This window comes from Pedobacter borealis DSM 19626, assembly GCF_000708285.2.
Taxonomy (GTDB): Bacteria; Bacteroidota; Bacteroidia; order Sphingobacteriales; family Sphingobacteriaceae; genus Pedobacter; species Pedobacter borealis.
Genome location: NZ_JAUG01000005.1, coordinates 100,663 through 115,814, shown reverse-complemented (window position 1 = coordinate 115,814; position 15,152 = coordinate 100,663). Strand labels below are relative to the sequence as shown.

Annotated in this window: 10 protein-coding genes, 1 tRNA gene and 2 pseudogenes; 5 read left to right on the top strand and 8 right to left on the bottom strand. The window is 40.5% G+C overall.

What is annotated here, in order from left to right:
* Positions 1–260: 260 nt before the first annotated feature.
* Positions 261–571: pseudogene (locus AW17_RS03065) on the top strand (glycoside hydrolase family 92 protein); the annotation flags it as partial.
* A 237-nt stretch (positions 572–808) separates the two neighbouring features.
* On the top strand, positions 809–3,415 hold the full coding sequence (locus AW17_RS03060; protein WP_029274636.1) for a glycoside hydrolase family 2 protein: 2,607 nt from the start codon (positions 809–811) through the stop codon (positions 3,413–3,415).
* Between the two features lie 392 nt (positions 3,416–3,807).
* On the opposite strand, the gene AW17_RS03050 is transcribed toward AW17_RS03060, so the two are convergent.
* The 3 genes from AW17_RS03050 to AW17_RS03040 form a co-directional block, all read right to left on the bottom strand.
* A complete protein-coding gene (locus tag AW17_RS03050; RefSeq protein ID WP_025141835.1) occupies positions 3,808–4,134 on the bottom strand; it encodes a 2Fe-2S iron-sulfur cluster-binding protein in 327 nt (108 codons plus the stop codon).
* Positions 4,135–4,176: 42 nt separating this feature from the next.
* Entirely contained in the window at positions 4,177–5,187 is a 1,011-nt protein-coding gene (locus tag AW17_RS03045; RefSeq protein WP_029274634.1) for an NAD(P)/FAD-dependent oxidoreductase, read from the bottom strand.
* A 307-nt stretch (positions 5,188–5,494) separates the two neighbouring features.
* Complete coding sequence (locus AW17_RS03040) at positions 5,495–7,621, bottom strand: prolyl oligopeptidase family serine peptidase (protein WP_029274633.1); 2,127 nt, start codon at positions 7,619–7,621, stop codon at positions 5,495–5,497.
* Positions 7,622–8,080: 459 nt separating this feature from the next.
* Between AW17_RS03040 and AW17_RS03035 the strand changes: the two genes are divergently transcribed.
* The 3 genes from AW17_RS03035 to AW17_RS03020 all read left to right on the top strand — a co-directional run bounded on the left by AW17_RS03035 (position 8,081) and on the right by AW17_RS03020 (position 10,826).
* Positions 8,081–8,830, top strand: coding sequence for a UDP-2,3-diacylglucosamine diphosphatase (locus AW17_RS03035; protein ID WP_029274632.1), 750 nt, complete (start codon positions 8,081–8,083; stop codon positions 8,828–8,830).
* Between the two features lie 744 nt (positions 8,831–9,574).
* Complete coding sequence (prfA, locus tag AW17_RS03025) at positions 9,575–10,648, top strand: peptide chain release factor 1 (RefSeq protein ID WP_029274630.1); 1,074 nt, start codon at positions 9,575–9,577, stop codon at positions 10,646–10,648.
* Between the two features lie 104 nt (positions 10,649–10,752).
* Positions 10,753–10,826, top strand: a tRNA-Asp gene (locus AW17_RS03020).
* 586 nt (positions 10,827–11,412) lie between these two features.
* Here the strand turns inward: AW17_RS03020 and AW17_RS25330 are convergent.
* The 5 genes and pseudogenes from AW17_RS25330 to AW17_RS02995 all read right to left on the bottom strand — a co-directional run.
* A pseudogene (locus AW17_RS25330) lies at positions 11,413–12,342 on the bottom strand (recombinase family protein); the annotation flags it as partial.
* Positions 12,343–12,605: 263 nt separating this feature from the next.
* On the bottom strand, positions 12,606–13,016 hold the full coding sequence (locus tag AW17_RS03010) for a recombinase family protein (RefSeq protein ID WP_029274628.1): 411 nt from the start codon (positions 13,014–13,016) through the stop codon (positions 12,606–12,608).
* A 51-nt stretch (positions 13,017–13,067) separates the two neighbouring features.
* Positions 13,068–13,373, bottom strand: a complete 306-nt coding sequence (locus AW17_RS03005; protein ID WP_029274627.1) for a hypothetical protein — start codon at positions 13,371–13,373, stop codon at positions 13,068–13,070.
* A gap of 38 nt (positions 13,374–13,411) precedes the next feature.
* The gene (locus AW17_RS03000; RefSeq protein WP_029274626.1) at positions 13,412–14,224 is read right to left on the bottom strand and encodes a DNA adenine methylase; all 813 of its coding nucleotides are present in this window, start codon (positions 14,222–14,224) and stop codon (positions 13,412–13,414) included.
* A 74-nt stretch (positions 14,225–14,298) separates the two neighbouring features.
* Positions 14,299–15,135 (bottom strand): hypothetical protein, encoded by an 837-nt coding sequence (locus tag AW17_RS02995; RefSeq protein WP_029274625.1) that lies wholly within the window; start codon positions 15,133–15,135, stop codon positions 14,299–14,301.
* Positions 15,136–15,152 lie beyond the last annotated feature (17 nt).

Below are 15,152 nucleotides of genomic sequence, written 5' to 3'. Positions count from 1 at the left end.
ATACCTAAGCATTATGTTTGCCAAGGAAGCACGAAAACACGGAAAAATTTACTTCTTCTCCGTGATTTTCTGTGTTTCCGTGGCTAATTAATTTTTGCACATGTTTTAAAAGCAATTTTCCTGCTGTTATCTCCCAATAATTGACAAAATCCAATGCTTTTACTTAATTTTAGCACAATTCTTCCCTCTTTATGAGAAAATAAACGTAAAACGGTTTACTTTTAGGCTTTAAATTCTAATATAAGAAATTATAAGCACACATGCAGTTCAAGAAAACCTCGTCTATTCTATTTCTAACGGCCTCTCTATTCTCTCTTAATGCAGCTGCGCAGCAGAACCCCAAACTTACCCGGTATGTAGATCCATTAATCGGATCAGCAAAACACGGTCACGTTTTTGTAGGTGCAAATGTTCCTTTTGGTGCAGTTCAGCTCGGACCGAACAACATTTTTGAAGGTGGGATTGGTGCAGTGGTTATAATTATGTTAGTAATACCATTACCGGTTTTGCACTTACGCATTTAAGCGGTACCGGAATCGGCGATTTGGGCGATATTTCGATCATGCCTGCAAACCATCAGCAACCTGGGGTGTAAAACCTGAGGATAGACCAATATCCGGAAAATAATTCTAAATAAAGAGTGAGGTTATATTCTAAGTCTGGTTTATCTAGAATTTGTCACGTTGAGCCTGTCGAAACGCCCCTATACGGCGTTGTGGAAGGTCCTTCGACAAGCTCAGGATGACACCAATATTTATATACATCCTCATTAAAAATAAACAAGCATCAACTAAAATATCTTAAATAAATGCGAAAAATATTCCTACTTCTCTTACTCTGTTCGGTTTTGACCGTAAATGCACAACAGCGCTATGAACTAAATTCGGGTTGGGTATGTACCAATATCAAAGATGCTAAATCTACTGGTTCAGAAATTTCGAAAACAGGCTTTTCGATTAACAGTTGGATGCCTGCAACTGTACCAGGAACAGTATTAACTACTTTGCTGAACAACAAAAAAGTACCCGATCCATTTTATGGAATGAACAATGAGAAAATTCCTGATGTGTATAAAACCGGCAACGATTATTACACCTATTGGTTTGTAAAAGATTTTGAAGAGCGCGCTGTGGGTAACGAACAGGTTTGGTTGCAGTTTAGGGGAATAAATTACAAAGCCGAAATTTATTTAAACGGAAAAAAAGTTAATCCAAAAACCCAGGTTGGGATGCACCTTAGGGCGCAATATAACATTACCAAACTGTTATCTTCAAACGGGAAAAACAGGCTGGCCGTAATTGTTTATCCTCCGGATTTTCCAGGTAACCCGAACGGTGGCCAGGGTGGTGATGGCACTATTGCCAAAGGTTTAACCACACAATACACCGCTGGCTGGGATTGGATTCAGCCTACGCGTGATCGTAATACGGGTATTTGGGATAAAGTGACCATCGAGAAAACAAAAAGCATCAATATCCTGAATCCACAGGTAATTACCTTGGTTCCAGGCAAGCGCTTGCCAGAAGGGAAACAAAATCCGGCTACCGTTAAAGTTTCAGTTGAAGTAGAAAACCCTACAGGTCAGGCTATTTCGGGTACTTTACAATATCAAATTGCCGGAAAATTGGTTAAACAGCCAACTACTATTGCGGCCAATAAGACTACTACGGTTAAACTTCCTGATTTGCTGCTCGACAACCCTAAGTTATGGTGGCCAAGCGGGTACGGACCGCAGAACCTGTATGATGTAAAAATCGAATTTGTAGTGGCCAATCAAGTATTAGATCAAGAACAGCTTAAAGTAGGTGTCCGCCAGATAGACAATATCTGGAACGAGCACACCAGGAGTATGGGCGCTTTTGTAAACGGACAAAAGATTTTTATTAAGGGTGGTAACTGGATTATTTCTGACGCGATGCTCCGTTTTAGCGATACCCGTTACGATGCTGAGGTGCGTTACCATAAAGATATGAACCTCAACCTGATCAGGATTTGGGGAGGAGCAATTTTAGAAAGGCCTGAATTTTACAACGCCTGCGATAAATATGGTCTGCTGGTTTTTCAGGATTTTTGGTTCAGTGGCGATTGCAACGGTCGTTGGGTAGATCCTATGAAGAAGGAAGACCAGTGGACGAGAAGAAATTATCCTGATGATCATCATTTAACCTTAACAGCGATTGAAGATCAGATCAAGATGATCAGAAACCACGCTTCACTTGCTTTTTGGTGTGGTGGAAATGAGATTACACCACCGGAAGATATTTTGGAGCCTTTAAAGAACGATATTCTGCAGCGCTTAGATGGAACGAGAAAACTTTTCGATTTTTCCAATAGCGACGAAATGTCGTTCAATTCCATTGGAGGGAATGGTGATGGCCCATACGGCATACAGGATATTAAAACTTTTTGGGGTATCAGAACCTTCCCTTACAACTCGGAAGTAGGATCGGTAGGGGTGGGCGACTACGTTTCCCTGCTCCGTTTTATTCCAAAAGAAAACCTGATTGCGCCGCAATATAAAGCCAAGCCCGATTCGGTGTGGGATTATCATAAATACATCTCTTACGAGCAATACCTTAATCCGTATGGTAAGCCAAAAAATGCAGAAGATTTTGCCATGAAGGCTCAATTGGCCAATTACGATCAATACAGGGCATTAATGGAGGGTTTCTCGAACAAAATGTGGGACTGGTATACCGGTTCTATCATCTGGAAAACCCAAAACCCCTGGACAGCCATGCGTGGACAGATGTACGATTATTACCTTGATCCTAATGCCTGTTTATATGGCTTAAGGAAAGGAAGTGAACCTTTGCATGTGATGATGAATCCCTTGGATAGCATGGTTACCATTGTAAACAATGGCTTTAGCACCAAAAATAACCTGATGGTACAAGCGAAAGCTTATGATATGGACGGAAAAGATTATTTCTACGCTCAGGCTTTCAATTCGGTTGGTCCATCTTCGGTGAGAAGACTTTTTCCTATGAACGAGTTCTTAACCAAGCTGGATAAAAAAGAAGGTGTATTTGTTTCGCTTAGGATTTTAGATCAAAAGCAAAATATTTTAAGTGAGAATATTTACTGGCTTCCAGGTAAGGATGGTGAATATTCGGGTTTAAAAAGCATCAAACAAGCGCCAATAAAAATTGCAGCAGTTGATCAGAAAAACGGTAAGGTGGCAGTTACTTTGAGCAATGCAAACGGAAATCCTGTGGCATTTTTTAACCGTGTTGCTTTAATAAATGGCAATACTGGTGAACGTGTACTTCCTGCTTTTTATGATGATAACTATGTAAGTATTTTACCCGGAGAAAGTAAAATCGTAACGGTAGAATATACAGGGAAACAAAGTAATTTAGCTGTGGAGGTATATGGCTGGAATGTAGAAAAGCAGAAAGTAAATATTCAATAGAAAATTGCTAGTCGGGATTTGTAATCCCGTCTTCTGAACTTAGGGTTTTTAATCCTGGGTGGGGAAACTCAAAGTCGAGATTGCAAATCTCGACTAACAGAATTACAAGACCTATCAGGTTTTCGAAACCTGATAGGTCTTTGCTGCTTCTAATAACAAGCCCTTCATTTCTAAACCTGATAAAGCGGAAAGCCCGCAACGAGGAACGAGTGAGGACTTGAAGCGATAGCAGGACTGCTCTGGCCATTAAAACAGAACCCCACATTTCCAAAAAAACATCGGCTAGTTTTTGGGCCAACACTTTAAGATTGCTTCGTACCTCGCAATGACGATACCAACAAGAAAAGGCGATACCTAAAGTGTCGCCTTTTCTCTTTAATATGTTTTATAACTTAGCTTACGCCGTGTAATTTCACTTTTAATCCATCCATATTGTTGTTTAACTGCAGTTGGCAGGCTAAACGCGAATTTGGTAACAGATCAGGCAAAGTATCTAACATGGCATACTCATCATCTGTCATTTCGTTAAGTTTTTCTTCGCCTTCTAACACATCAACGCAGCAGGTAGCACATAAGGCCATTCCGCCACAAGTAGCTAGAATATCGTACTCTGATGCTTTTAAAAACTCCATGAGGCTTAAACCCATGTCGGTTGGTGCAACGTGTTCAGTAACCGAGCCATCCGGCTCTTGCATGTATATATTAATATTGTTTTCCATTTTTTAGCTTACTTATATTGATTCACAAATATAGTAGAAAGCTTAAAATTCTGAAACTCCGTTTACAGTTGTATATTTCATGGTATATTTCACACCTGGGTTCATGTAAGAATAAGCACTATGGCTCATTAATGCAGCCTCGTGGAAACCACAAAGAATCAATTTTAGTTTATTGGTGTAAGTGTTGATATCGCCAATAGCATAAATTCCAGGGATGTTTGTCGAATAATCATCAACGTTAACCTCGATTGCACTTTTGTTGATATTTAAGTTCCAATCTTCGATCGGACCTAATTTAGGGCTCAAACCAAACAAAGGAATTAAGTGATCAGCTTCAACAACCGTTTTTTCCATGGTACGGTTCTGCACAATTTCAACTTGTTCTAATTTGTCGGTTCCCTGTACCGCCTGAAGATTGCTATTTAAAATCAAATTGATTTTACCGCTTTCTGCCAATGCCATTACTTTAGCAACCGAATCTGGCGCACCACGGAAACTCTCACTTCTGTGCACCAAAGTTAATTCAGAACAAACTTCTGCTAAGTAAATGGTCCAGTCTAAAGCAGAGTCACCGCCACCGGCAATCACCATTTTCTGATCCCGGTATTTCTCCGGGTCGAGGATCATATAGTTTACACCTTTACCATTTTCAAAGTTCTCTAAATTTTCTACAGCAGGTTTACGCGGCTCAAAGCAACCTAAACCACCGGCAATTACCACCACTTTAGCTTCGATAACAGTACCCATATTGGTCGTTAAAACGAAATCTGCTTCGCCACGCTTCTCTAAACCTTCAATACGTTCGCCTAGAGTAAACGTTGGATGGAAAGGTTTTGCCTGTTCCATTAAGTTATCGATAAGTTCCTGGGCCAACACAGAAGGATAACCTGGGATATCGTATATCGGTTTTTTAGGGTAAATTTCAGACAGCTGACCACCAACCTGAGGCAGGTAGTCAATTAAATGGCAACGCATTTTTAATAAACCGGCTTCAAAAATGGCGAATAAGCCAACCGGACCAGCGCCTATTACGGCTATATCAGTAGTGATCATTAAAAAAAATTTGACGCAAAGTTACAAAATAAAGTATTATCAATCCTGCTATTTAGAAATATTCTAGATAATTTTGTAATCCTGTTGTATTCAATATTTTATATGCTTTGCGTTGGGTAAAAACAAAAGTTAAGGGTTTTTAGCGGTTTAAAGCAAATTATAATTGGTCTATGGATTTAGTGGGAAATGATTATTGTTATATTCTCGGTAGATCGTCATGCTGTCCCGAATGTTCGGGATCAGCATCTATCTTGCTACTTAGACCCTGATCCCGATATAAAATCGGGACAGGGTGACGCATCGAATTTTACCAACTCATTCCTAAATTCTGAAACACAAAGCTCCATACATCAGCCGCTTCTTCAATCACTTTCGTTGTTGGCTTGCCTGCACCATGGCCTGCTTTGGTTTCGATCCTGATTAAAACCGGGTTTTCGCCTTTGTATTTATCCTGTAAGGTTGCTGCAAATTTAAATGAATGTGCAGGTACTACGCGGTCATCGTGATCTGCTGTTGTGATTAATGTTGCCGGATAATTAACACCGCTTTTTAGGTTATGGAGCGGCGAATATTTAATCAGGTAATCGAAATCTTCTTTTTTATCACTGCTACCATATTCAACTGCCCAGCCCCAGCCAACCGTAAATTTATGGTAGCGCAGCATGTCTAAAACACCAACAGCAGGTAAAGCCACTTTAAAAAGATCGGGTCTTTGGGTCATACAGGCACCTACCAGCAGTCCGCCGTTCGAACCGCCCGAAATAGCGATTTTAGATGGATTGGTGTACTTCTCTTTAACCAGGTATTCGGCTGCAGCAATAAAATCGTCGAAAACGTTCTGTTTTTTCGATAACATTCCGGCTTTGTGCCAGGCTTCGCCATACTCGCTTCCACCACGTAAACTCGGCTGAACGTAAATGCCACCACGCTCTAGAAACAACAAACGTGAAAGACTGAACCCAGGCGTTAAACTAACTTGGAAGCCACCATATGCATAAAGATAAACAGGATTGTTGCCGTCAAGCTTGATCCCTTTTTTATGTACAATAAACATAGGTACTTTTGTGCCATCTTTTGATGGATAGAATACCTGCTTGGTTTCGTAGTTCTCGGTATTAAATTTTAAACCCGATTTTTTATACAATACAGACTCTGCCTTGTCTACATCGTAACGGTAAATGGTACCTGGAGTAGTAAAGTTAGAAAAATTGTAAAAGAATTCTTTATCTTCTTTATAGCCGCCAAAGCTATCAACAGTGCCAATTGCGGGTAGTTTTACTTCGCCGATTTTCTTTCCGCTTAAATCAAACTGTATAATATTGGTGCTTGCATCTTTTAGATAGGATGCCCATAGAAATCCTCCTCCAGTTCCAATACCTTCTAGTGCCAATTTAGATTCGGGGATGATTTTATGCCAATTTTTAGGATCTGCATTTTTTGGATCGACCAAAACCACCTGTTTGTTTTCAGCGCCTAGATCGGTATTTACCAATAGCTTATCGCCAATATTATCAATAACGCTGTGGTTGTTTTCATAACCCTTAATCAAAGATTCGATTTTGCTTCCCTGTGCTTTTAAATCTTGATAGAATAATGCATTGCCTGAGGTGCCTGCGCTGGCGTAAACCACCAGAAAGCGTTCGTCTTCGGTTACATTGGCGCCGAAATATAGATTTGGATTGGTTTTATCTTCAAAAATTAATTGATCATTTTGCTGCTGATCGCCCAATTTGTGGAAATATACTTTTTGATATTTATTGGCGGCAGAAAGATCAGTTCCTTTAATAGGTTCATCAAATTTACTGTAATAAAAACCATCGCCTTTCCATGCTGCGCCAGAGAACTTGGTCCATTTCAGTTCATCAGCTAATTTGGTTTTGCTGGCTATTTCCATTACATAAATATTGCTCCAGTCTGATCCTGCTTGCGCAACCGAATAGGCCAGGTATTTTTTGTCGTGAGAGAAGCCCAAAATCGAAATGGCTGCCGTTCCGTCTTTTGTAAGTTTATTTGGATCGAGAAAAACTTCTTCCTTGCCATCTAACCCTTTTTTAATAAACCAGATGCTTTGGTTTTGAAGCCCGTCATTTTTGGCGAAGAAATAATATTCGCCAACCTTAAATGGTGCACTTTCTTTAGGGTAGTTCCATAATGCTGTTAAGCGCTTTTTAATGTCAGCACGGTAAGGGATCTGCTTCAGGTAGTTTTGGGTAACCTTATTTTCGGCTATAACCCAGGCTTTTGTCTCAGCCGAGGTATCGTTTTCTAACCATCGGTAAGGGTCGGCAATTATGGTACCGAAATAATTATCTTTTGTGCTGTCTTTTTTTGTTTCAGGGTATTTCATCAATGTTATTTTTTCTGCTGGTTTTTTGCCCTGGTTACAGGCAAACAGACTTAATGCAAATAAGCTTAATAGAATTTGTTTTTTCATCTTTAATAAGATTTGTTTACTAATATATGTCTTTTTTTCCTTTGGATTAATTACACAGATTTTGAGATTTTACAGATTTTTCCTTTCGGTGTGATTGCACAGATTTTAGGATTTCACAGATTAAGGCGGTTTAAGCTTTAGTCTTTAAGCTTTTTCCTTAGGGAGTTTTCACCATTGAGAAATTAAGGGCATTAAGTTTTTTGCCACGGAAACGCAGATTTACACGGAATTTGGCTCGTTATGTTAGTCTTTGGGTTTTTACCTTCGGGTTGATTACACCGATTTTAGGATTTCACAGATTTGTTAAGGCGATTTTAGTTTTAGCGTTCTTGCTTTAGTCTTTGGGTTTGGTCTTTCTGCTTTAGTCTTTAAGCTTTTTCCTTACGGGATGATTACACAGATTTTGAGATTGCACAGATTATAGTCTTTCAGCTTTTTGCCTTACCTTTGAATTTGTACATGGTTAAGAATATTTATTTCGCTTCCGATTTTCATTTAGGCACGCCAAATTATGCCGAAAGCCGTGCCCGTGAAGCGCGTATTGTAAGTTGGTTGAATTTTATTGAGCCGAATTGCAGTGAGCTATTTTTAATGGGCGATATTTTCGATTTCTGGTTCGAGTATGCTAAAGTAATTCCGAAGGGATTTATCCGTTTACAGGGTAAATTGGCGGCTATGGCCGATGCCGGAATAAAAATCTATTTTTTTAAAGGTAACCATGATATGTGGGTGCATGATTATTTCACGCAGGAAATCGGCATGGAAATCATCAGCGATGAAATGATCATTGAAAGGGGTGACAAGAAATTCTACCTGCACCACGGTGACGGTTTAGGGCCAGGGGATAACAAATATAAATTCTTAAGAAAGATTTTTAGAAGCAGGTTTTGCCAATGGTTGTTTGCCCGTTTGCATCCGAATCTAGGTATTGGTATTGCCAATGGCTGGAGCCAGGGTAGTAGGGCTGTACAAACCGAGAAGGAAGTTTTTTTAGGCGAGGATAAAGAATGGCTGGCCATTTATGCCAAAGAGCAATTGCATAAGAAGCATTTCGATTATTTTATTTTCGGACACAGGCACCTGCCGCTCGATATCGATTTGGGTAATGGGAGCCGGTATGTTAATATTGGCGAATGGCTCAACTATAATTCTTATGGGGTTTTTGATGGTGTGGATTTAAAATTGGAGTATTACAAGCCAGATGCTTAATTTTTAAGTTCATTTTTTGGAAAGCGAAGTCTGTAGCTTTTTTTAATGTTGGTCGGGCTTTTCGTTGTAGTCCCGATGAAAAATCGGAAGCTGTCACTTCAATCCCGTTTAGATACATCAGTTTCTGCTTCTATTTGAGGCTGCATGATGCCTAAAATGCACCGTTCTTTGTTGCTAAACCCGATAAAACGGAAAGCCCACAGCATAGCGAGGACTTGAAGTGATAGCGGGACTATCGGCTGCCACGGGTACAGAACTGTTCGTTTTCAACCCCCTTTTTGATAATACGATAAATTCCTTTCATACTTGCAGGGTAGATGAAGAACTTTCTCGTTTGGAAAGCAGTGTCTGTAGCTTTTTTTAATGTTCGTTGGGCTTTTCGTTGTAGTCCCGATGAAGAATCGGGAGCTGCCACTTCAATCCCGTTTAGATACATCAGTTTCTACTTCTATTTGAGGCTGCATGATGCCTAAAATGCACTGTTCTTTGTTCCTAAACCAGATAGAACGGAAAGCCCGGAGCGAGGAACGAGTGAGGACTTGAAGTGATAGCGGGGCTATCGGCTGCCATAAGTACAGAACCTTTCATTTTCTAACTAAACTAGCGCAATTTCCATTTATGGTTAAAGGATTGACCAATTAACCATCCTTCCTTTCCAAACTAATTCAGCTTTTTTCCTTATTTTTGCATTTCCTGAATTTTTGGGCCTATACCGACCGTCAGGAAATTTCAACAAGAATAAATATGTTAGATAAATTAGAAGCTATAAAGCTGCGTTGGGAAGATGTGGAAGAATCGTTGAGCAATCCGGATGTAATTCAGGATATGAAACGTTTTGCGGCTTTAAATAAAGAATATAAAGACTTGGGCAAGATTGTAGATGAATATAAAATCTACAAAAATGTGATGAGTAATATTGATGCCAACAAAGAAATTTTAGCTACTGAGAAAGATGCTGAAATGCGTGAGATGGCAAAAGAAGAACTCGATCTTTTGTTAAAACAACAGGAAGAAATGGAAAGCAATATCCGTTTGATGTTGATTCCTAAAGACCCTGAAGATGCGAAGAACGCGGTATTCGAGATCCGTGGTGGTACCGGTGGAGATGAGGCGGCTTTATTTGCCGGCGATTTATACCGCATGTATACCCGTTATTTCGAAACTAAGGGATGGAAAGTAGAAACCGTTGATGTAACTGAAGGTACCGCCGGTGGTTATAAAGAGGTGATCTTAAAAGTGAGTGGCGATGATGTTTATGGTCAGTTAAAATACGAAAGTGGCGTACACCGTGTGCAACGTGTGCCAGATACTGAAACTCAAGGGCGTGTACATACTTCGGCGGCATCTGTAGCGGTTTTACCAGAAGCAGAAGAAATTGATCTTTACATTAATCCTGCCGATATTGAACTGCAAACTTCGCGTTCAGGCGGTGCCGGTGGACAGAATGTAAACAAGGTAGAAACTAAGGTGCAGCTAACACATAAACCTTCTGGCTTGGTGGTGGTTTGCCAACAGGAACGTTCGCAATTGGGTAACCGTGTTATTGCGATGGAGATGTTGCGTAGCAAGCTTTATGATATCGAATTGCAGAAAAAGAATGGTGATATTGCTGCAAAACGCAAGACAATGGTATCAACAGGAGATCGTTCTGCTAAGATCAGGACCTACAATTATCCGCAGGGCCGTGTTACTGAACACCGTATCGGATTAACGATGTACAACCTTCCGTCTATTATGGATGGCGATATTCAGGAGATTATTAGTGCCCTTCAGTTTGCTGAAAATGCAGAAAAGATGCAGGAAGGCGCTGTAGGATAGTGAGTTATGTGTTTTTTGAAAAAAAAGTTTGCGAATTAAAATATAGTCTCTATATTTGCAACCTCGAAAGAGATAAGAGGTTCGAACTTTAAAGAAGAACAAAAGGAGTGGTAGTTCAGCTGGTTAGAATGCCTGCCTGTCACGCAGGAGGTCGCGGGTTCGAGTCCCGTCCATTCCGCCGGAAGGTACAAGTTGTCAGAAATGTCACTTGTACCTTTTTTTTGTACCAGTAAGTCCCTATTTATCAGGTACATATACCTAAGTGCTTCATTGACTCTTGCGGTTCGATAATGTGTTTTATCAAACGTCAATTTTTCCGGAAATATCGAACCAATTATCTCACGCTTCACGTCAATTCCATTATCGATATACAATTGATCTAATTGCAAAAGGGTCTCAATACCCGTTTCAAGAAGGCTGTCAATGCTTTTCGGTTTGTTTGATTTTAACCCTACAAGCTTTCGTTCAAGTTTCTCAATGGCGCTTTCACAGTCAAGCTTCATAATCTTGAAATCAGCAGGATCGAGTTGATCAGCAAAAACTTTGTTCCTTGCATTATTAAGCCGTTTCGTCAACTCCTCAATTTCTTCCATTGTAGTCTTGAATTCATCCTTTTCATACTTCGTTGCAGTTTTAAACTCATGCAGGACAAACTCCTTAAATAAATCTGCCATCGAGGGATCGGGAACCAGCATTTTTAGTTCCTCTACAAACCGTTCATTGGCGATCGGAGCTTTAATACGCCATCCGCAAGCTGACACACAGTGATAATAATGATAATAGCCATTGCGCCCTTTCGACGCACTCCCCGTGAGTACTCTTTCACATTTCGGACATTTAAGGAAGCCCCGTAATGGTAGCTGATCATCCGCCACCATTTTTGTTCTTTGCTTTTTCTTCCGCCCATTCAGAATATCCTGTACTTTATAAAAAAGTACCTCAGAAATTAGCCCTTCATGCTGCCCTTTTACGACGTGGGCCGGCTCGTCTTTATAAGCATGAACCGCTATCCGCCCACAGTATACAGGGTTTCTAATGGCAAGCCAAAAATTGTTCTTACTACATTTCAGTCCTTTTTTCAGAGCTTGCTTCCATACTTGTTCGGTATTGTATACCCCGTCACCAAGAGTGCTGAATACCCACCTCATTATGCTGGCGTCAGGCTCTTTTGCAGCAATATACTTACGACCATCTTCATAAGACATATTTCTAAATCCAACACAGGCGGGCCCCATCCAGCGGCCTTCCTTTCGCGCCCTATGCATACCGTTAAGAACATTAATTGCCCGGCGGTCATTTTCGACTTCTGGCGTAGCCAGGTATACAGCAAGCATTATCTTGCTTTCTGGTATTGACATGTCCAAGGGCTGCTCGATTGCCTGAGGCTCAACCCCTAATTTACGCAAAATGCTTATCATCTGATAAGCATCTCCTGCGTTGCGGCTAAATCTATCCCATTTTGTAAATAGAACAATATCGGACTTACCTTTATTTTTCTTGAGATGTAAAAGATATCTTGACCATTCTGGACGCTGGAATGTCTTAGCGGAATGATCTTCCCAGATAATATTATTTACGCTAATATTATTATGCTCACAATACTTCCTAAGCCGGTCTTCTTGGTCGCGTTGCGAATATCCTTTATCAGCCTGCTCATCCGTGGATACCCTAATATATAAATCTGCAATCAACATAATTCAAGCTCCTCCCTTTCTACTGCTCCAAAAATTTTGTAACTGATATCCTGGCAATCATCAACATGAAATCATAAATCTTAATTGCCTGTTCAATGGTAACCTCAACTCCCCGCTTTCTTAGAAATTCTTGTACTGACTCTGGATTAATTTGTTTCATTTCCCCTCCCTACATTTTCTTTTAGAAGCCTTTTTTGTCCAGTAGACTGCACTCACATGACCAGTTATACTCAATGTTTGATCGATTCAACCAGATAAGAGCACTATCTCATTCTATTTCCTTTTTCAACATTAAGCGCTCTGCTTTTTTTCAAGGACTCCGGTGCCAAACTCATTTGCCGATAGTTTATCGGCTTTATTTTTAACCCAAAATTTTCCTTTAAATATTTTATCTCTTCTCTAAACAAACAAAAGTTTCTAGCGATTCTGCTCAAATCCGGAACTACCAAATGACGTAGTTTGCCTCGTTCAATTTGCAGGTAGTCTTTCATTTCGCTCCAACCTAATCGATTAAAATTATTTCCGCTCGCACCGTTGTCCATAAAAATGCGGTCGAGATCCAGTTTGTTGCTTTTACAATAATCGATAACTTCTTCGGTCATCCTTTTAATGACCTCACCGGTAGGATCGTACACTGCCGATCTTACATATCCGATAGCTTTATTTCTTTTCATAATTTTTAATACCCCCTATATGGGGGAAGAGTTATAGCTTTTGCCTTTCGCCTACAATACCGCATCCTTATAGAAGATTTTGGAATTCGTTAGACCATGCTGCCTGATATTATCTTTCAATTGCATCCATAATCTAATATTATAGTCTGCGATTTCCTGTATTTCATCTGCTGTAAGTTTCAACGGATTGAGAACAATTGATGCTTTTTCTCCGATGCCGTCGATCTGCAGCCCAAGAACATTTGGCGCATAGCCTTCCGATAATTCCAATGACTTGTTTATTGCAATGCTATTGCCATATAATTTTATATTGCGCCCCGAACTTAGGGTCAATATGCGTTTTTTGATGTCTGCCATATCTTGCTAATTGATATTATGTACCTGCGAATTCCATACTAACCATGGTTATTGATCGGATAGTTCGCCGTTAATACCTCTGTCTTCTTCTTGGGATTTCCTCCTTTAGCGTTTACTGTAATCAACAGTTCTTTGCTGATGGAATACCATCCATTTTCTTTAGCGTATTTCGTAAGGATATCTGTAGGATAGGACGATAGAAGGAATTTACCGCTAATGCCCGATAGCAGGCGTAGCAGCGCTTCGTAATCAGCTTCGGTATATCCTTTGTAGTGGCCACAGTTTGAACCGATATAAGGCGGGTCGCAATAGAAGAATGCATCTTCGTGGTCCCTGCTCTTTATTATATAAAGACCGTCTGTACATTCAATCTGAGTCATTTCAAGCCGCCTTTGATAAACTTCTGTGAAGTTTATCCGCTTGTTGGCGATCCGTTTTGAAGTTGTGTTGTCGGTTTTATCAAATCCAAAGGGGCCATCCATTTTGGAAGCAAAGCCTTGTGAACAGATCACCCATACAGCCCACGCACGCCTGACCTCATCAAACAGGTCAGGATTATAATAAACTACTTCGGCCTGCCGATAGGCATTCCTGCTATGCAGTGTCCGTTGGATCATCTTCTGCAGCGGCTTAAACTGCTCTTTGGCTACCTTATAAAAATTCATGAGCTCACCATTTGTATCATTAATGACCTCAACCTTGGAGGGTGGTTTCTGAAAAAATACCGCTCCGCCTCCCGTAAACGGCTCGCCATACAGGGTGTGTTCTGGTATAAGGGAAATAATCAGCGGGGCAAGTGTCTGTTTGCCACCGTAGTAAGTAATTGGCGTCTTAATTTTTTTTTCTTCCATCTTCACGTATCTCGCTCTGTTTTTATTGAAAATAGGCCGGGTTTTTTACACCCGGTCTTTATTGACAAATCATATTAATGGCTCAGTCCTCTATTCTGTTTCTTCGGTTGGTTCCACGGAGGCCTTTGTTGTTCGTTCATGGGCTTTTTTTTTACATCGTCCGGTTGTTGTTCCGGTGTAGCTTCCTTAATCTGTTCCGCTGGTGCCTGCTGCTGTGCCTGGCCTTGACGTTCGATCAACGTCATGTCCTGATCATAGACATCAATCTTCCTGTCCCTCAAGTTTAAAGAAAGGTAGCCGGTAGCTTGTTCTCCATTATGCATGATCGTTACTTCAGGGAGTTTGCCCTTTTTGAAGTCTTTTTCTATGTCATCGATCTTCCTACTATTCTCCAACTCCACAACCGGCACTGAAAGCTTTTCCTTCAAGGCTGTCCTGATGTCGAAATCATGCTTTTTAAAATAGTTTTCATGATAGGTATTCAGTGGGAAATTCCCGTACTGATCCTTTACACCATGAACATCAACACTGATCCATGTATTGTATTTCTCATTGTTTGCATTGAAGAGCGTCTTATTTACGCCGACCAGATCGCCATATTTTAGCAGCCGGTGCGCTTCCATTGCAGTGATGTTTTTATCTGCAAAAAAAGTATGCTGGCGACCTTGCTCTTCAATACCTGGGCCGGTCAAGTTCACGTCCAGAGTGTTCCAGTATGTCCAGTCCTTATTGTCGTCTTTGCGATAGTTCAGGCCATAGTCCACATTGTCCTTATCAATAGTAGCTGCGTCTCTAATCGCAAATTCCTGTTTCCCCGCCGCGAGGTTTTCTTTCAGCTCGGCATTTAATTTGTCACCGAAGCCAGCGTAATATAGCCGTTCCGTTAGTTTTTCAAAATTTTCCTGGTTCATGATATTTATATTTTTAT